A 19,098-nucleotide genomic window follows, 5' to 3' on the forward strand; every position below is an offset into this window, starting at 1 on the left:
GTGGCTAATCCCCAAGCAGAAAAAAATTATCAAACATTCAGAGCCTTTGTGAAACTGCACTGCGTTGAAGATGATTGGGACGATTATGTCCTGCCAGACAAGCTTGATTTAAACAAGAAACGGATTGCGAGAGAATGCGAATTTGATCGCAAGAGGATTACGGGGAACACCAAGATCCTTAGGCTTTATAACCTAATAAAAAGGAAACTTGTAAAGAAAGGTATACTGGTCGCTGACTCTCGTTCAGGAACCGAAAAGCGGCAGCACGAGACTGCTTTGAAAATCGCTAGCAAAGACTCGAAACTTATTAGTTCTCAACAGCAACAAAATGCATCGCTACAGGCACAACTATACGACGTTACGAGGGAACTGAAAGAGGCTAACGAGAAGCTCAAGCGCTTGAAGGCAATAGAGGATTATCTCATGGCCACCGGGAGACTGTAACGGAATGTTTGAAGGTCTCCTACAAATTAGAAAAGTTCGCAATAGAGGTCCATTCGGTGGGGTTATTTTATCTGCGGCCACCTTGGAGGCCAACCCCAAACGATATGTCGTTAAAGCTAATTGGAAAATGGCTCGATCCCCCAGCCTATTCAAAGATAGGCATATCTGGCGCGTCAAAGGCGCAGTCAAAGATGAAACCATAATTTGGAAAGACGGTACGACAGCGAATGAGCGCGTAATTGAAGCTGAGTCCCTCACGTTTGAAAAAGCAAAAAACGAAAACCTAGTGAAGCTTCTCGCGCAATCCAGTGACTTCAAGGGGATTAGTGACCTTAAAGCAGAAAAACTTGTTGAATGTTTTGGAGATGGGTTAATACAGATCGCAATTGAGGGAGACATTGAGCGCTTATTGCCGGTCGTCGGGCGAAATGTAGCGGAACGTATCATTAGTGGTTTAAGAGAATACGAACAGCTTGGGACCTTGCAGCTTCTCGATGAATTAGGTGTGCCACCCCGTGTCGGAGAATCAGTGTTAGAAATTTGGAAAAATAATGCCTATGAGCAAATAAAGAAAAATCCATATTTCCTTACTGCTTTTATGGCCGACATGCACATGGTCGATGGCTACGCAATCGACCGGCTAGGAATGGCACTAGATTCACCGCAAAGACTCATAGCGTACACCAAAGAGGTGTTATTCAAAGCCTTTAATAGTGGGCATACCTGTCTTCCGGTCAATGAACTTAGGTATCGATTAAAACGGACTTTGCCTAAACCACTCGACGCGGCTCAAGCGATAGAGGTGGCGGTAGCGCACGAAGAAATAATCGTTATTGGTGACTATGCACAAGTTAAGAGTATGGCAATAGTTGAAGCTACTGTTGCCGACATCATAACAAAATCGCAGTTCCGAGCGGTTTCAGATACTTTGAACAAAGACCTTAATCACGCGATTGAAAGGTACGAAAAGGACAGTGGGATTGAGTTGACGGACGAACAAACCAATGCGGTATTCCAGTGCTGCAAGCACTCTTTCACTCTTCTAACAGGTGGTGCCGGTTGTGGTAAGACAACCGTAATAGCGGTTATATGCTCATCTCTGGAGGCTTTAGGCTACACAAGCCAGGTCATCCTGCTCGCATTGGCTGGAAAGGCTGCACAGCGAATTACCGAGGCTACTGGCCGAGAGGCAATGACTATAGCGAAATTTGTGCTTGCTTTAGAGCAGGAAGAGATATCGGATGATGCAGTAATAATTGTCGATGAAGCGTCAATGGTCGATATTTTGTCGTTACTTAAGATTTTAAAACGGTTCCCAAAAAACGGGCGTATTATTCTCACTGGTGATGAAGAACAACTGCCGCCAGTGGGGGTTGGTTTAGGGTTACATACTCTGGTCAACTTGCCATTACCCCATCCCCAATTAACTGCAATTCAAAGGCAAACTAAGGAATCTGGAATACCGGCAGTCGCGATGGCGATAAGACGTTACCCGCAAGCTCCCAGCGAAATTAACTTTGCACCATATACGGGAATACAAAATGGCGTTAGCTTTATTGAGTGCGAGGCGTCAGAGTTAAACAAACGAGCCTTGGACATATACCAAACATTAGGGGGAGATGGAACTTCCAATGAAGTTGTAATGGTCTCCCCAGTCAAACACCAGATAGGAGGTGTTGACGCCTTGAACTTGCTTGTTCATGACTCTCTCGCCAAAGGGGAGCCGCTATCCTTTAACTCCTCCGACTTCGGCTATTTTAATCACACCATACTAGGCAGTGCCTTACGTATTGGTGAATTGGTCATGTGTACTGTGAACGACTATGAGCACGATATTCGTAATGGGTCGATAGGAAAGGTTATAGAACAAAAGGGAAATGAGGTCATCATTGATTTTACTGGACGAATCGTGAACCTCCCTGCCTCCAAGCTTTGCTCTCTGGACTTTGCCTACGCATTGACTGTACACAAATCACAAGGTAGTCAATTTGATCGGGTTGTAGTGGTTGTTAAGCAGAGTCGAAATTTGGATAGGCACATGCTTTACACTGCAATCACAAGAGCAAAAAAACAGGTTGTTTTACTTGGCGATCGAAACGCATTTAACGATGCTCTTTGCCAATCCAATGCCTTGAATAGGCACACTTTGCTTACACATCACTTCGAAGAGCACACTAGCTATCATTCACTCGGGACGCTAAATAATGCATCAGCTTTCTAGACAGGTTTTAAAGTTACTGGAAGACACATCCTTCCCTCGCTCGTTATGCCTAACGGGGAATGGGGTGAAGGTAAAACCTATTATGTCATGAAAAATTTAATCCCGAACCTAAAAAAGGGCCAACAAGAATGTGTTTACTTCTCTCTAACTGGTCTATCTAGCATTTCTGACTTCAAGGTCCGATTGTTGCCTTTGCATCACTCCGGCAGACACAGTTGCAGCTTGAAGTTGAACACGGTATTCTAACCTCGTTAATGTAAATGGCTTAGGTTTGAAATGCTTAGACTGGGATTTTTATTACTGGTGCTTGCTGCCGTTCTGACTCAAATCAGTCAGTCGGTTGCTGACGTGCATCAATCTCACCAGTCATCTTCTGAGCAACACCTCAATTTTGAGCATGACGAATCGCACATCGATAAGCGAAACCTCCCTAAAAGTGGCGAAATCAGCTTTGACTGCCATCATTGCTGTCACTGCCATGGTTCATTTCATTTATATGCCATGAAGGCTGAAAAAACTCTCGCGTTACCACGAATGGGCACAATACGTCCTGGGTATACTGAGTTTTACACTAACCCTCTATCATCTCCGCTGTTCCGGCCTCCCATCTCCTCATAACTGCCTAATAAGCTGCGTTAGCAGCGCAAGAAATCATTATTTTACGCAGTAATATGACTGAGGAGTCTATCTATGGGTCCGTTTTCGACACATAGCAAACGCTTGTTTGTTGCCGTAAGTCTGGCAATAAGTTCAAGCTACGCCAATGCACAACAGTTGCCCGAGCAATGGCAAAAAACTGTGCAGCAACACCCCAGTGTTGAAGCCGCTCAACAGCAGGCTGAAGCGCTGATCCAACAGGGCAAGCAATTAAATCAGCCTTTGTACAACCCTAGCTTATCGTCACGCTTAGAGCGCGAGGGTGACATCAATAACTACACTGTTGGTCTAAGCCAAACGCTGGACTGGAGCACTCGCAATGAAGCAAGAGCCAGTCAGAGTGACGCCATGACGGCTATGGCAGTGAGTATTTATCGCCAGTCGGCGACATCGCATGCTAAAACTCTGTTGAATGCCTATGTGCAATGGCTGGATGCAAAACAGCGTTACGCACTGGCCGAGCAACAAGAGAAAATCGTTAAACAGGCGATAAGCTTGGTTGCCGAACGACGTAAAGCCGGTGACTTAGGTGCCGTCGACGAACAACTGACGGTACTCGCGCTAAGTCGGCAACTGCAACAAACGGCAGCGGCTTATCAACAACTGCAATCCGCTGAAGCAGAGTTAAACGCTCTGCTAACAACATCTGATGTCGGTCAACTCTCCATTAACGAGGAGCTATTTAACGTTGAACCTGCGTTAACGGCTCGTTGGCAACAACATCCAGCGTTAAAAGCCGCTTACCTGCAATGGCAATTAAAGCGCGCCAATGTCGACTGGAAACGCTCGTTAACCACCGCCAACCCAACCATAGGCGTCGAAGCGGGCGAGAGCGATAACGAAACAGTAGTTGGCTTATCATTCAGCATTCCACTACAGATTCGCAATAACTACAGCGATGCAGTACGCGCAGCCAATAGCGAAGCTGTTGCTGAAGAAAAACGTTTGATTGCACTAAGGCAACAATGGCAAGCAGCACTGAAATCATCTCTTAACAATTATCGCTTTGTGAAAAAACAGTGGCAAAGCTGGCAAAAAGACTTTCAATCTCGGCAGGATGAGTCGATGCAGGTGATTGAACAGTCCTGGCTCGCCGGTGATCTATCCACCACAGACTACCTCACCGCTGTGCAACAGCAGCTCGATAGCCAATTTGCAGGGATAGCGCTGCAAACACAATATCGGTTGGCCGCCATTGAATGGTTGTACCGTTCGGGCGAACTCAGTAAAGCGCTGACGTTATCGCCGTTAAGCCAGCCAACAAACGCAGAGATTGGAGAGTAAACGATGTCAGTAAAACCTTTATACGCAGCAATAGCACTTGCGCTGAGCTTTTCGGTTATGGCGCAGGATGAACACGGACACGACGAAAAAGAAGATACCCACAAGGAAAAAGGCAAACACGAGCAATGTGAACATAAGGAAAGTGCAGGCGTGGAGCTATCCAGCAAGCAGCTGTCCATGGCGTATATCACCACGCGAACCTTGCAAACTCAAGTTATTGAATACCCGGTTTATGCTCCGGGCGAGGTGGTTGCTAACGACTTTAACAGCTACATCGTGAGTCCGCGCATCGACTCGACCGTGCTCAAACGTTTTGTCAGTATTGGCGACCACGTCGAAAAAGGTGAGCCGCTGGCAACCCTCTTCAGCGCGACCATGGCGGAGGCGCAAAGTCAGTATTTGGTCACACTTAACGAGTGGCAACGCGTGCAGTCACTCGGCGAGTCAACGGTGGGTGAAAAACGCTTTGTCGAAGCGAAAAACGCCTTTACCTCAGCGCAAGCGCAACTCAAAGCATTTGGTATGTCAGCCAGCGACATTAAGCGTTTAAGTAAAGCTAACTACCCTATCGGCGAATACCAACTGACCTCAGAAATTGGCGGGATTGTGGTTAGCGATAACTTCAAGCAAGGCCAGCAAGTTAATGCCGGTAATCACTTGGTTGAAGTGCTGCAAGAAGAAACCTTGTGGGTTAATGCTCGTCTACCAGGCTCAGCTGACCTTAATGTGCAGTTTGGTGATCCTGTTACAGTGAGTGTCGACAATCAGCGCTTTGCGGCAAAAGTCATTCAGGAAGGCCACACAATAGACCATAAAACCCGCACCCGAACGGTACGACTTGCGGTAAATAACGAAAAGGACCAATTACACCCTGGTTTATTTGCGGATGTTTATTTCTCAGTCAAGTCGGATGGACCGGTGCTTGCAGTTAAGGACTCAGCCTTAATGCGGGCATCTGATGGTGACTGGCAGATATTCATTGAGCACGAACCCGGAAAGTTTGAACCGAAGAAAGTCGAATTGGTTGATGAAAAGGGTCCGTGGAAAGTTATTCGAGGCGTTAAGGAAGGCACAAAATACGTAGACAACGGCGCGTTTTTCGTTCGCTCACAAATCGCTAAAGGCGGTTTTGACCCACATAACCACTAACAGGAGGTTGTATGTTTCAGCGCATTATTCAGTTTGCTGTCGCCAATCGCCTGTTATTGGTATTGGCTTTATTCAGCATCAGCATTGCGTCATTTTTTATTATTCCCAAACTTAATCTGGATGCCTTTCCCGATGTTACCAACGTTCAGGTAACGGTAAATACGGAAGCACCCGGATTAGCAGCGACCGAAGTCGAGCAGCTGATTACCTATCCGATAGAGTCGGTGATGTATGCCCTGCCCGACGTCAAAGAAGTTCGGTCAATCTCAAAAACAGGTTTATCGGGCATTACCGTGGTATTTGACGAGAGTGTCGATATCTACTTTGCCCGGCAACTGGTATTCGAGCGGCTGCAAGCGGCAAAGGAATTGATTCCAGAGGGAGTCGGCACGCCCGAAATGGGCCCTAACTCTTCCGGTCTCGGCCAGGTTTATCAGTATCTGCTACTTGCCGAGCCGGGCTCTGATGTCAGTAGCATGGAGCTACGCAGTCTTAACGACTATGTGGTTAAACTGCTACTGATGCCCGTTGAGGGAATTACCGAAGTCTTGTCCTTTGGCGGTGAAGTTAAGCAATATCAGGTTAACCTCAATCCCGCCAAGCTGCTGTCTTACGACCTTACCCAGCAAGACGTCATGGGCGCGGTCAACAAGAATAACGGTAACGTTGGTGGTTGGTATATGCCCCGCGGTCAGGAGCAGTTGGTTATTCGCGGCACCGGCTGGCTGGAAAGCGGTAAAAAAGGTCTACAGCAGATACAACAAATACCGCTCAAAACCGTTGACGGCGTTTCCGTAACACTGGGCCAGGTTGCCGACGTCGAAATCGGCAGTGAAATTCGCCAGGGAGCGGTCTCAATGTCGCGTAAAGTCGACGGCGAGGTCAACCAGCTGGGCGAAGTGGTGTCGGGTATTGTGCTCAAACGCATGGGCTCGAATACCAAAGCCACCATCGACGGTATTAAAAAGCGCATTCCGCTTATTCAGCAAGCATTACCCGAGGGTGTCACCTTTGAGCCGTATTATGATCAGGCCGATTTAATACAAAAAGCCGTATCTACGGTCGCGTATTCACTGCTCATTGCCTTTGTCTTTATTATCGCAGTATTAGCACTGTTTTTGCTCAACATACGCGCTACTTTTTTAGTGTTACTGTCCATTCCCGTTTCTATCGCCATTGCCCTGATGGTAATGTCCGCGATGGGCATGTCAGCTAACCTGATGTCGCTGGGCGGGATTGCTGTTGCCATTGGTATGCTGGTCGACGGCTCCGTGGTGATGGTTGAAAACATCTTTAAGCACTTAAGTCGTCCGGATAGTGAACACCAAGACGACGCCGAGCAACGCACAGAGCACCGCGACCCAGATCCTCAGGCAGCCAAACTCGATAGCCATGGTATCAAGCTGCGAGTTAAGGAAGCGGCGAACGAAGTGGCACGACCGGTATTCTTTGCCGCCATGATTATCTTGGTGGTCTTTATGCCACTGTTTAGTTTTCAGGGTGTTGAAGCTAAATTATTTGAGCCCATGGCTATCAGTATTATGTTGGCCATTATCTCCGCGGTTTTTGTGGCCATCATGGTTGTACCGGCATTAGCCAGTTACTTTTTCAGTCGGGGTATTAAGCCTCGTGAAAATAAACTGCTTAAACCACTAGATAATGGTTATAAAAGACTATTATCGGTGGCGTTACGCAGTAAAAAGGCTGTTATTACCCTGGCCGGTGTGCTGTTTGTCGGCGCTTTGGTGTTAGTGCCTCGTCTCGGCACAGAATTTGCGCCCGAATTGGAAGAAGGCACGATTAATATTCGCGTGACATTAGCCCCCTCCTCTAACCTTGAAACGGCCTTAGAGGTGGCTCCGAAGCTTGAAAAAATCCTGATGTCGTTCCCGGAAACCACCTACGCACTCAGCCGCATTGGACGAGCTGAAGTGGGTGGTGATCCAGAGCCTATCAGCAACATCGAGATATATGTGGGCCTTAAGCCGCAATCCGAATGGACAACGGCATCCGATCGCTACGCCTTACAAGAAAAAATGGAGGCAAAACTAGATGCTCACCCAGGCTTGTTGTTTAATTTTTCACAACCTATTGCAACACGGGTTGATGAACTGCTCTCAGGTGTAAAATCGCAGCTAGCCATCAAACTATTTGGACCCGAGCTTGACGTGTTGGCCCGTAAAGGCCAGGAAATAGAAGGTGCCGTCAAGCAAGTTGACGGGGCGGTTGCTGTAGCGATGGAGCAAATAAAAGGTGAAGCACAACTCGTGGTTTCGCCGAAACGCCAGCAACTCTCACGCTACGGCTTAAATGTCACCGATGTACTGAGCGTTGTCGACAATGGCTTGGGTGGCGCTTCGGCAGGCCAGATCATTCGCGGTAATGAGCGCTATGATATTTACGTGCGGCTGGCCAAGCAATTCCGCGATACGCCGGAGTCTATTCGTTCGTTACGCCTGTTAACTCCCTCAGGGGCCTGGGTAACCTTAGGCGAAGTCGCCCACGTCGCAATTGAATCAGGACCACCGCAAATCCGTCGTGATGACGTACAGCGTCGCGTTGTGATTCAATCGAACGTTCAGGGTCGTGACATGGGTAGCGTGGTTGCCGATATTAGGAAGGCGATTGACGAGAAGGTGGATTTACCAACCGGTTACTCAGTCGATATTGGTGGCCAGTTCGAAAGTCAACAACGAGCACAGGAGCGCTTGTCCATTGTCGTTCCCATATCGCTGGCACTCATCGCCCTGCTGCTTTATTTTGCTTTCGGCACCATGGGTCAAGCCATGTTGATTTTGGTGAATGTACCATTGGCAGTCATCGGCGGTATTGTGGCACTCTATGTGTCAGGACAGTACTTATCGGTGCCCAGCGCCGTGGGTTTCATCACACTGTTTGGTGTAGCGGTACTAAACGGTGTGGTTCTGGTCGAGAGTATTAACCAGAGAATAACCGATGGGCATGCGGTTAATGATGCCGTGTTTGATGGCGCGTGGTCGCGACTACGCCCGGTATTAATGACAGCAATAACCTCAGCGTTAGGACTCATTCCCATGCTGTTTGCAACCGGTGCAGGGGCTGAAATTCAACGCCCACTGGCTACCGTCATTGTTGGTGGTTTGGTATCAGCTACTCTGCTGACATTGGTTATCTTACCCGTGCTCTATCCTTGGTTTTCGAAACAAAAAATTAAGGATCTGAGCCGTTAGGGTTCAATAGCATTTAAGGGGGCGGTTATTGTCGCCCCCTTTTATTAAAAGAGGAACGTATTATGGGACATCACCATAACCATGATCACTCAAAGGACATGCCGTCCAACCGATTAGGTTGGGCATTCCTGCTTAACTTTGTTTTTACCATTATTGAGTTCATTGGTGGTTTTCTTACCAACAGTACCGCCATTTTAGCTGATGCCGTTCATGATCTTGGCGATAGCCTGTCGTTAGGTCTCGCGTGGATACTAAATAAACTTGGCAAAAAACAGGCTAACCAACACTTTACCTACGGTTATAAAAGACTGAATCTTGCCGGTGCATTTATTAATGCCGTTGTGTTAATCGCAGGCTCTGCCTGGGTACTTGTGGAAGCAATTCCCAGACTCTGGAACCCTCAGATGCCCGTCGCTGATGGCATGATTGCTTTAGCCGTCGTTGGCATTACAGTTAATGGATTTGCTGCTTACAAATTGTCAGAGGGCAAAACGTTAAACGAACGCGTTATTAACTGGCACTTGCTGGAGGATGTTTTCGGCTGGGTTGCTGTACTTATCGTTGGTATTGTTTTGCTGTTCGTAGACTGGCCGATTCTCGACCCTATATTGTCGATTGGCTTTACTCTATTTATTTTAGTGAATGTACTACGCAACCTGTGGGCAACGCTGAAACTCTTCATACAAGCAACTCCTGACAAAAAAACCTACAGACAAGTCGCTGACGCTTTACTGGAGCTACCTCATGTTGCTGACCTACACCATCTTCATTTTTGGTCACTAGACGGCGAGGAGCATGTATTAACCGTTCATTTGGTGTTAACTGAAAACCTTGATATTGAGACCCGTAGCGATTTAAAACAGCGCATCGATAACGTCCTTGCGCCCTATGCTCTAAGCCATACAACGGTAGAACTCGAAAATCCTGATGAAGCGTGCCGGGACAACTGATAATGAGTGCATTATTTTTGTTCAAGACGAGCCAGTAATACAACAGATGTGCGCATGAAATTGATGCTCGATATCATATTCTCCAAACACAACATCGACACTTTGGTGACCCGAGTCTTAAATATGCAAAGAAGCAGATGCAGAGGTAAAAAAGCTGTGTTAATAAGACCAATATGAGCAACCAAGATATTTTCGTAACGGCCACTTTATCTAATAATCCACCATAAAACCAGCGCTGAAACTCGTGTTAACGTGTGATAAACTGTAGGTATATCGAAATCGTTTTAAGGTTGTTCCAATGTCATCATGTTGCGGAAGTTCAGCGCAAGCCGAAATGGATAACTCTCAACGCAGGTTGTTATGGACGGTTCTACTCCTTAATGGCGTCATGTTCTTTGTTGAGTTCATTGCGGGTTGGATGGCTGAATCCAGTGGTCTTATTGCTGATTCGCTGGATATGCTTGCCGATACTTTGGTTTATGCTGTGAGCTTATACGCTGTTGGCAAAGCCATTAAATATAAAGTCAATGCCGCTATTTTAAACGGCATACTGCAAACATTATTAGCTCTGGCGGTGTTATTGGATGTCATCCTTAAACTGGCATTTGGTAGTCAGCCCGAAACCTTTGTCATGCTCTCAATAGCGGGGCTTGCATTACTGGTAAACATCGTTTGCTTTGCCCTTCTATATAGCTCCCGAAACGGCGATATTAACATTCGCGCCAGCTGGATTTGTTCACGCAATGACATGATCATGAATGTCGGTGTTATTGTCTCTGCGATGCTCGTCGCCCAGCTCCATGCGGCATGGCCTGACTTACTCATCGCAACTGTCATAGCCATCATTGTACTGCACTCTGCTATTCGCATCATCAAAGACGCGATAGCCGTAAGGGCAGGTGAAAGAGACGATATTTCTGGGTGTTGCGGGTAATCTCTAGGATTCATAATGAGTGCATTATTTTTGTTCAAGACACTCGGGTTGTTTATTACCACCGCAATTGCTGAAATTGTCGGTTGCTATTTACCCTACCTATGGCTCAAAGAGGCTCATTCCGTTTGGTTACTCATTCCCGCGGCAATCAGCTTAGCCCTATTTGCATACTTATTAACACTTCATCCAGCGGAAAGCGGGCGCGTTTACGCAGCCTACGGCGGTATTTACGTGTTAAGCGCCATAGTGTGGCTGCGAATTGTCGATAAATCGCCGCTATCCAGTTTCGACCTGATTGGGACGGCGTTTGTACTCACTGGCATGGGAATTATTGTGTATGGTTGGCGTTAGCTATAAAACAACGCGGTTAAAGAGCTCCACTCAAAAGTTTTACACAGACTAACGAACCTTATGTTTGTCCGTTTTGGATGACCAGCTATCTTTACAGTTACCGTTGAAAAAAAATATAAAATGATACGGGTTCATTGCACGCAATACATCGTAGAACATCAAGAATTTTCAGACTTTCGTGGTTGCTTTAATGTCCAAACTATACGCGAGCAAGAACCATCAGTAAGGCTCGGGTACTTAAATTGGACCATTGAGGACGATGTTATTCACATTGATGATTTATTTCTTAATGAAGCGCACCGCTAATACGGAATTGGTAGTGGCCTGGTAGAGACACTGCTCAATACTAGACTCCGAAAATTTTACGAGAAGTTCGGTCTCTACTTCGATGAATAACCAGACGACCGTGGGCAACAGCCATTTAGATTGCATTTAGTTGACGCCGTAGAGCACTAGAGCAGAAAGCTTCGGCCGCTATCAGCGCAAGATACCTTAGATGTCATGGATCCATTCTATCCAATCTGGTTACTTTCCAACAGGACACACGATTAAGTTAAAAATCCACAATTATCAATTGAGTAGACTAGGTTTGGCGATTTCTGTATAAATCCCGGCTTACCCTCTATTTCATTATCTTTACGGACTGGTGCTATAAAGTCTTATTTTGTTTTTGGTTGCTCAATAATTGAGGGGATTTTGGCAAGTCGGGGAGAACTTTTAGCCGTATCAAAGGCAGCTATCTAAGAAGTCATTTGGTAAATTGTTGACAGCTTGGTCAACCGATGGTGTTCCGCGTGAAGAGATTGCAGCTATATGGGATGACTTGAATTTGCTGCTTGAGTACAGAAATTTTATACACGTAGGGAAGGCCGTACGAAACGAAAATGCATACTGGCAAAACATTCTTAATAGGGAGCCAGAACTGATTTCCGCAGTCGATCGATGCCTAGAGTATTTGTCTGATTGCTGCAATGGATTATAGCCAACTTTTCCGCAAACCCCTTTCCAACTTGATGGCAGTAGTTTACTGTTGAAGCTTAGACAAAGGCCGGGGTACTTTAGGTCATTCGCATTCTCTTAGAGATTAAGTTTGATGATGGCAGGTCTGCTAACAGGCGCTGTTATAACGCCCTTACAAGACAAGAAAAACCGTGAATAATATCTCCTGCACCAAAATACTCAACCGTTAAACAGTTGAAGGTGGGAAACATCCTCAACCGTTCAACGGAGGATCTGAGCAATGAAATGTAACATTTTGACGCTTTTGCACTTGTATCAAAAGGGTTCTTTTTTGCTCAAATAGAGCCTGATTTTGTGATACATTAGAGGGCAGTTACAAATTATGTTGCTATGTAAGTAAAGAGTGAGTGTAGTGAGCTATAGTCGGCGGGATTCAGAACCGACCCACCCACCCAGCTGTTACATAAAAACTAACTACATAGCACAATTTAACACGCACCGTGCACTAACCATGGTTTAATACATAAAAATTGAGTTTATTCGGTACTTATGAAATACACCACATTTAATCAAAACAGCATTAATACACTGGACGAACCTATGTTTTTTGGGAATCCGGTAAATGTTGCACGCTACGATCAACAAAAGCATTCTATTTTCGAAAAACTGATAGAAAAGCAAATCAGCTTTTTCTGGCGCCCTGAAGAAGTAGATGTCACACGTGATCGGGTTGATTTTCAAAAGTTAACCGACCCTGAAAAACATATTTTGATTTCGAATCTGAAATATCAGACTTTGCTGGACTCGGTTCAGGGCAGAAGTCCGAACATTGCATTTTTGCCTATTGTGTCGCTGCCAGAACTTGAAACCTGGGTTGAAACCTGGTCATTTTTTGAAACCATTCATTCACGTTCTTACACGCATATTTTGCGAAATCTGTTTTCTGACCCCAGTGAAATTTTTGAAGATATTGTTGAAAACGAAGAAATTAAGCGTCGGGCTGCAGATATCTCCCGTTACTATGACGATTTAATTTTTGCGACTCAGTTGTGGCAAACGCAGGGTGAAGGCACACATACTGTACACGGTGAAACTCACGTCATTAATAAGCGCGAGCTTAAAAAGAAACTGTATTTGTGCATGAATTCGGTTAATGCTTTAGAAGCTATTCGCTTTTATGTGTCTTTTGCCTGTACCTTTGCTTTTGCCGAACGCAAATTAATGGAAGGGAACTCAAAGATAATTCGTCTTATTGCCCGTGACGAAAATCTGCATTTAACATCCACCCAACATATTTTAAATTTGTGGGCAAAAGGGAAAGATGATCCAGAAATGGCAGAGATTGCCGAAGAATGTAAAGATCAGGCCCGCGACATTTTTATGAATGCAGTAGAGCAGGAAAAAGAATGGGCTGATTATTTGTTTCAAAACGGCTCTATGATAGGCCTGAACAAACAGATTTTATGTGAATACGTTGAATATATTGCTAATCAGCGTATGTCAGCTATAGGCTTAGATACCCCGTTTGAAGTAAAAAGCAATCCACTGCCATGGATGAACAATTATCTTAATTCAGACAATGTGCAGGTAGCGCCGCAAGAGTCTGAAATTAGCTCGTACCTGGTAGGACAAATCGATTCTTCGGTAAGCGAAGATGACTTTGCCGACTTTGAGCTATAGTACTCTGTTGGTTTAATGAAACAGCCTGACGACGCATTTTGTATCGATATTGTGGATACAAAATGCGTACCTGCTGGTAATGACAAAACTTTGCTGGAATCCTTAGAACAACAAGGAGTTGCCGTACATTACCATTGTCGGGAAGGATTTTGCGGAGCATGTCGTACCAAACTACTCACCGGTGAAGTACGCTACACAACTGACCCGCTAGCATTTATCGATGATGATGAAATACTGCCCTGCTGTTGTATTCCTACCTCTGACCTTAAGGTTATCGTACCCTTGTAATCACTGTGCACCCTACCCTTATAGTTATGTGTAAGCGCATAATTTTGGGAGCCTGGTCGCCTTTGTTTTAAAATTTTTTGATAAACGTTACTGCGCTGACACTTTTTTAGTCACCTGATAAAAGCCATTTTCTGCAGACCTACTTGTAACGAATCACCAGGGCAATACCACCCAGCGTTGCCAGACCCGCAATCAGCATTTGAGCGGTAATCAGTTCGTCCAGAAATACCCAGCCCATCAGCATAGCAATCACAGGAACGCTTAGCTGAATTGTCGCTGCTACTGAACTTTGCAAATGCGGTAACACCGAATACCATAGGGCGTAACCCGCGCCTGAAGCCAAAGCGCCCGATAGCACCGCGTACATTAGTCCGGCACTGGTAATGCTAGATACGCTGTCTTCGGGTAACCACCACAGTAAAATGATTAGTAATGGCAAAACGCGCCAAAAGTTGCCTGTAGTAACCCACAAAGGTTTGGCGCTTTTACGTCCCATCAGGGTGTACACCGCCCAGGCTACCCCCGCACTTAGCATCAGCAATGAAGGCACTATTGCAGGGCTGATTGCCGATGGTAACAGTAGAATAATCAAACCGGATAAGGCAACCACAAAGCCAATGGTTTGCACAATGTTAAAGCGTTCTTTGTTGGCCAGGCTGTAACCTATCATGGTTAATTGTACAGCCCCGAATAATAACAGTGCGCCAGTACCGGTGTTCATGCCGGTATAAGCAAATGAAAACCCCGCGGCATAGATAAACAGAGCTGTTGCGGCTGTCCAACTGCCTCCGGTCAAATTAATGCCGTTTTTTACACTGTAAATAATCGCCAGTGTTAAAGCCCCGCTGACCAAACGAATAATAGTAAAACTCGCCGGATCAAGTGCAGCATCGGTCAATGCCATACGGCACAGCAATGAATTACCAGCAAAAGCGAGCATTGCAATACAGGTAAACACAGCAACCCGTAAGGGTTCAGAAGTAATAAACATAATAAAAAAGGGACCGTATGGTCCCTTTAAACGTATCCTAAAGCTTCAAACCGAGACGGTCAGCCACTTCAATGTAAGTTTCTACCACTGAACCAAGCCCTTGTCTAAAGCGGTCTTTGTCCATTTTTTTGCGGGTTTCTTTATCCCATAGCCGGCAACCATCAGGGGTAAATTCGTCGCCCAGAACCAAAGCACCCGTATTATCAACGCCGAATTCCAACTTGTAATCCACCAGCAGCATGCCAGCATCATCAAACAACGTTTTTAATACCTCATTAACCCGAAATGTGAGCTTTTTCATCTCACATACCTGCGCTTCGGTAGCCCAGCCAAACGACATAATGTGATAATCGTTGATCATGGGGTCGTGCAGAGCATCATTTTTCAAAAAGAACTCAAAAACGGGAGGGGTAAGTGATTCACCCTCTTCGACGCCCAACCGACGAACCAAAGAACCCGCGGCAACATTACGTACCACACACTCGACCGGTATCATGTCCAGCTTTTTAACCAGGGAGTCATTGTCTGACAATAACTGTTCTACCTGAGTCGCAATACCCGCCTCTTCCAGTTTTGTCATGATAAAATGATTAAACTTATTGTTCACTTCACCTTTACGGTCAAGCTGTTCAATTTTTTCACCGTCAAAGGCTGAGGTATCGTTTCTGAATTCGAGGATAAGTTTGTCGCTGTCATCGGTATAATAAACCGTTTTTGCCTTACCCCGGTAAAGCTCTTCACGTTTTTGCATATTGAGTCTCAGTATTATATATCCAGATTGTCTTGCGACATGACGTCAGAAAATGACTCGTAAACATCACCAAGTTGCTGGCTATCGAACGGTTCACTTTCGTTATTCATAAACAACACCGACGTGCGCTCGTCCATAGGTGCTACCTGCAAACGATAGTTACCTTGTTCCAGTAATTGTTCATCACTAGAAAACAGATTGCCCCACCAGCCATTGTCTTCGCCGGTGTAGGTAACAAACAATAGCCCGTTAGATTTATCTAAATCTTTAACGGCAAAGCCCAGTTTACGTAAAACCAGCAACATCCGCGGCCACACCACATCGTACTTACCATCAACAATAATGGCCGGGTCGCCACTAGCACTGTCGGCTAATTCGGTTTGCAAACCCTGGCGAATTTCAGCCAGTCGACGGGTATTATCAAGTTGAATCAGATATTCATAATGGGCGATAACCTGATTCAGCATCGAGACTTCTTCGCGGCGCTGTTCCAGGTTATTAATTGTATTGCTGACTTCGTCGCCCCGCTGCTTTTTAAAATCGACCAGCTTCGCCGACAATGTTGCAGTGCGGCCATGAGGTTTCACGTTCATGGTGAACGCAAACTTACGCTTAAGATTCGTATCAATAGAATCAGATAAGGCATACCAGGGACTGTTTTCATCTTCAACTTCTTCGCTGACTACAAAATACTCGGTCACTAACCTATTTTGCTGTTGATCGAATGAAGCCACTTCAACCTGATGTTTTTCCAGAAAACTACGCAACGCATTCCATATAGATTGGTCTAAAGGAACTGAGTCATCAACCTGATCAAATACAATAGCGGCCTCACGCTGACCTTCTTCAACGTGCGAACCTTTTACCAGTGGATGAACCAACGCCGGCGAGGTCACGGGTATTTGCTTTCCTACCAGACTCTGGTTTGCCTCAGGCCCCAATTCAGGTAAATCGTAATCGCGTGCAAAGTCAGGTTTATCCAAACTTTCAGGGGTCTTGATTGCGCTGCTTTGTTCCGCTTCCAGATATTCATAGCTGCCAGAGGCGGTTTGATTGTCCAGTTGGCTAGAACATCCGGAAACAGCCATTACCACCAGACCGCTTACCAAAGCCAGGGATTTATTCATCGGTATTCCTTCTTAACCTTTTATCAGGTCATATTGTTGTAATATCGTTTCGATATGTTTTTGGCTCGCAAGTTCCGGCAATACCATAGGTAAACGTAAAAAAGCGCTATTGATTAAGCCCATTTTGTACAATGCCCATTTTGGCATGACCGGATTTGGCTCAACAAATAAGCCCGAATGAAGTTGTTCTATACTGGCGTCTATATCGCGACAACGCTGGTTATCACCGGCCAAGGCCGCCTCGCACATTTGCGCCATTGCTTTGGGCACCACGTTAGCTGTTACCGAGATAACACCATGACCACCCTCGCATAAAAAGTCTTTACTGGTTGCATCATCTCCACTTAGCAATACAAAGTCGTCATCGACCAGTGCTTGCAGAGCTTTTAAACGCGCGATATCACCGGTCGCATCTTTAAGCCCGACAATATTACTATGCTTAGACAATTCAGCCGCGGTTTCAGGCAGCATGTCAACAACCGTACGCCCTGGAACATTATACAATACAACGGGCAGTTCAGACGCATCGGCAATGGCGGTAAAATGAGCGATGAGACCGGCCTGCTGCGGCTTATTATAATAAGGAACGACGCTTAAAAAACCATCTACGCCTAACGGGGCCATCTGTTCACTTAAAAATATGGCTTCGGCGGTGGAGTTTGCTCCGGCGCCAGCCAACACGGGAATTTTTCCCTTGGTCATGGCCACCGTGCGACGCACTACCTCAACATGTTCGTCAAAAGGTAATGTTGCTGACTCGCCTGTAGTGCCAACAGATATAATACCATGTGTGCCCTGCTCTATATGAAACTGCACTAAGCGTTCAAGTGCCGGGTAATTAATCTCACCGTTATCGAGCATCGGCGTGATGAGTGCAACATAACTGCCTTTAAACATAGTATCTCCGCGTTTGATGAGCGCACATGTTAATTATTCACCTTGTCAAAAACAAGCTTGATAGCCGTGAAATTTAGACTATTTCGCTAAGTACCCCTACTAGAATCACCAAAAAAGTCTATGCTACCATTCAAACAACAACAAATTAGTCGTCCTTTCTATGAATCAGCAACTCATCGTTACTATTCTGGGCTCTGACCGTAGCGGCATTTTAAGTGAGCTGGCTACCCTGATGTCTGAAGCACAATGCAATATTCTTGATAGTCGCCAGGCTATTTATGGCCAGGAGTTCTCTCTGACTATGATATTAGAGGGCGAGCATACAGCCATTACCCGGGCAGAATGTATGATTCCAACGCTATGTCAGCGCTTAGATCTTTTGTCGATGATGAAGCGCACGCGGCATCACGCAAAACAAAACCTCGAACATTTGTTTGATGTGGAGTTTCAGGGAAAAGACGCAGCTGGACTCATAAAAGCGGTCACCGGTTTTTTTGCCCAACGGCAAGCATCAATCAGTGCCTTCAGACAGCGTGTTTACCCGGATAACGCCGGGCAACAACAAGAAATGCGATGTAATTTTGTGGTTAATGCGCCTGACTCTATTAACTTTGATGAGTTGCAAAAAGAGCTAATGGCCTTATTTGATTCTTTGAACGTGACGGGCAAAGTCGTCGATAAACATAATAAGGAGACTCATGAACACACTTCAAGCTGGTGATAGCGCGCCTCACTTTACTTTACAGGATCAAAATGACGAAGCAGTGTCATTGCAGAGCTTTTCAGGTAAAAAAGTGTTGGTGTACTTTTACCCTAAAGCAATGACACCGGGGTGCACGACTCAGGCCCAAAACCTACGCGATAGCAAAGAGCAATTAGACGCACACAATGTGGTGGTATTGGGCATCAGCCCCGACCCGGTAAAACGTCTGCCAAAGTTTATCGAAAAACAAGATCTTAATTTCACGCTTCTTAGTGATGAGGACCATCAGGTTGCTGAGCAGTTTGGTGTATGGGGCCTGAAGAAATTTATGGGCAAAGAATATGATGGTATCCATCGCATCAGTTTTTTAATCGATGAGAAGGGACAGGTTGAACACGTTTTCAATAAGTTTAAGACCAAAGAGCATCATCAGGTCGTGTTAGATTATCTAAATCACGCCTAACCCCATATAAAAAGCCGCTTCAACATGAGCGGCTTTTTT

General features: G+C 45.7%; 16 protein-coding genes. 12 read left to right on the top strand and 4 right to left on the bottom strand.

Features of this window, described 5'->3' with window-relative positions:
- The 10 genes from JK130_RS14070 (at nt 1) to yfaE (ending at nt 14,127) form a co-directional block, all read left to right on the top strand.
- Nucleotides 1-444, top strand: coding sequence for a hypothetical protein (locus JK130_RS14070; RefSeq protein ID WP_218354962.1), 444 nt, complete (start codon nt 1-3; stop codon nt 442-444).
- A gap of 4 nt (nt 445-448) precedes the next feature.
- On the top strand, nt 449-2,665 hold the full coding sequence (locus tag JK130_RS14075) for an AAA family ATPase (RefSeq protein WP_218354963.1): 2,217 nt from the start codon (nt 449-451) through the stop codon (nt 2,663-2,665).
- 690 nt (nt 2,666-3,355) lie between these two features.
- The gene (locus JK130_RS14080; protein WP_218354964.1) at nt 3,356-4,606 is read left to right on the top strand and encodes a TolC family protein; all 1,251 of its coding nucleotides are present in this window, start codon (nt 3,356-3,358) and stop codon (nt 4,604-4,606) included.
- 3 nt (nt 4,607-4,609) lie between these two features.
- A complete protein-coding gene (locus tag JK130_RS14085) occupies nt 4,610-5,755 on the top strand; it encodes an efflux RND transporter periplasmic adaptor subunit (RefSeq protein WP_218354965.1) in 1,146 nt (381 codons plus the stop codon).
- 11 nt (nt 5,756-5,766) lie between these two features.
- Entirely contained in the window at nt 5,767-8,964 is a 3,198-nt protein-coding gene (locus JK130_RS14090) for an efflux RND transporter permease subunit (protein WP_218354966.1), read from the top strand.
- A gap of 62 nt (nt 8,965-9,026) precedes the next feature.
- Entirely contained in the window at nt 9,027-9,914 is an 888-nt protein-coding gene (locus tag JK130_RS14095; RefSeq protein WP_218354967.1) for a cation diffusion facilitator family transporter, read from the top strand.
- A 298-nt stretch (nt 9,915-10,212) separates the two neighbouring features.
- Nucleotides 10,213-10,848 carry a cation efflux transmembrane domain-containing protein gene (locus tag JK130_RS14100; RefSeq protein WP_218354968.1) on the top strand — a complete coding sequence of 212 codons (636 nt, stop codon included), beginning with the start codon at nt 10,213-10,215 and terminating at the stop codon, nt 10,846-10,848.
- 15 nt (nt 10,849-10,863) lie between these two features.
- Nucleotides 10,864-11,199 (top strand): YnfA family protein, encoded by a 336-nt coding sequence (locus JK130_RS14105; protein WP_218354969.1) that lies wholly within the window; start codon nt 10,864-10,866, stop codon nt 11,197-11,199.
- Between the two features lie 1,509 nt (nt 11,200-12,708).
- Complete coding sequence (gene nrdB, locus JK130_RS14110) at nt 12,709-13,839, top strand: class Ia ribonucleoside-diphosphate reductase subunit beta (protein ID WP_218354970.1); 1,131 nt, start codon at nt 12,709-12,711, stop codon at nt 13,837-13,839.
- Nucleotides 13,840-13,854: 15 nt separating this feature from the next.
- A complete protein-coding gene (yfaE, locus tag JK130_RS14115; protein ID WP_218354971.1) occupies nt 13,855-14,127 on the top strand; it encodes a class I ribonucleotide reductase maintenance protein YfaE in 273 nt (90 codons plus the stop codon).
- Between the two features lie 139 nt (nt 14,128-14,266).
- Here the strand turns inward: yfaE and JK130_RS14120 are convergent, their stop codons facing one another.
- Genes JK130_RS14120 through dapA form a run of 4 tightly spaced genes read right to left on the bottom strand, consistent with a single transcriptional unit; the run spans nt 14,267 to nt 17,893 of the window.
- Nucleotides 14,267-15,118, bottom strand: a complete 852-nt coding sequence (locus JK130_RS14120; RefSeq protein ID WP_218354972.1) for a DMT family transporter — start codon at nt 15,116-15,118, stop codon at nt 14,267-14,269.
- Between the two features lie 37 nt (nt 15,119-15,155).
- Complete coding sequence (gene purC, locus JK130_RS14125; protein ID WP_218354973.1) at nt 15,156-15,869, bottom strand: phosphoribosylaminoimidazolesuccinocarboxamide synthase; 714 nt, start codon at nt 15,867-15,869, stop codon at nt 15,156-15,158.
- 14 nt (nt 15,870-15,883) lie between these two features.
- Entirely contained in the window at nt 15,884-16,996 is a 1,113-nt protein-coding gene (gene bamC / locus JK130_RS14130) for an outer membrane protein assembly factor BamC (protein WP_218354974.1), read from the bottom strand.
- A gap of 12 nt (nt 16,997-17,008) precedes the next feature.
- Entirely contained in the window at nt 17,009-17,893 is an 885-nt protein-coding gene (dapA, locus tag JK130_RS14135; protein WP_218354975.1) for a 4-hydroxy-tetrahydrodipicolinate synthase, read from the bottom strand.
- 160 nt (nt 17,894-18,053) lie between these two features.
- On the opposite strand from dapA, the gene JK130_RS14140 reads away from it, so the two are divergent.
- Both JK130_RS14140 and bcp read left to right on the top strand, forming a co-directional pair.
- A complete protein-coding gene (locus JK130_RS14140) occupies nt 18,054-18,614 on the top strand; it encodes a glycine cleavage system transcriptional repressor (RefSeq protein WP_218354976.1) in 561 nt (186 codons plus the stop codon).
- Entirely contained in the window at nt 18,592-19,059 is a 468-nt protein-coding gene (gene bcp / locus JK130_RS14145; protein WP_218354977.1) for a thioredoxin-dependent thiol peroxidase, read from the top strand. The genes JK130_RS14140 and bcp overlap by 23 nt, the downstream gene beginning before the upstream one ends.
- Nucleotides 19,060-19,098 lie beyond the last annotated feature (39 nt).

Origin of the sequence: Alteromonas lipotrueiana (assembly GCF_019249245.1) — a bacterium.
In the GTDB taxonomy this organism is placed as follows: Bacteria; Pseudomonadota; Gammaproteobacteria; order Enterobacterales; family Alteromonadaceae; genus Alteromonas; species Alteromonas lipotrueiana.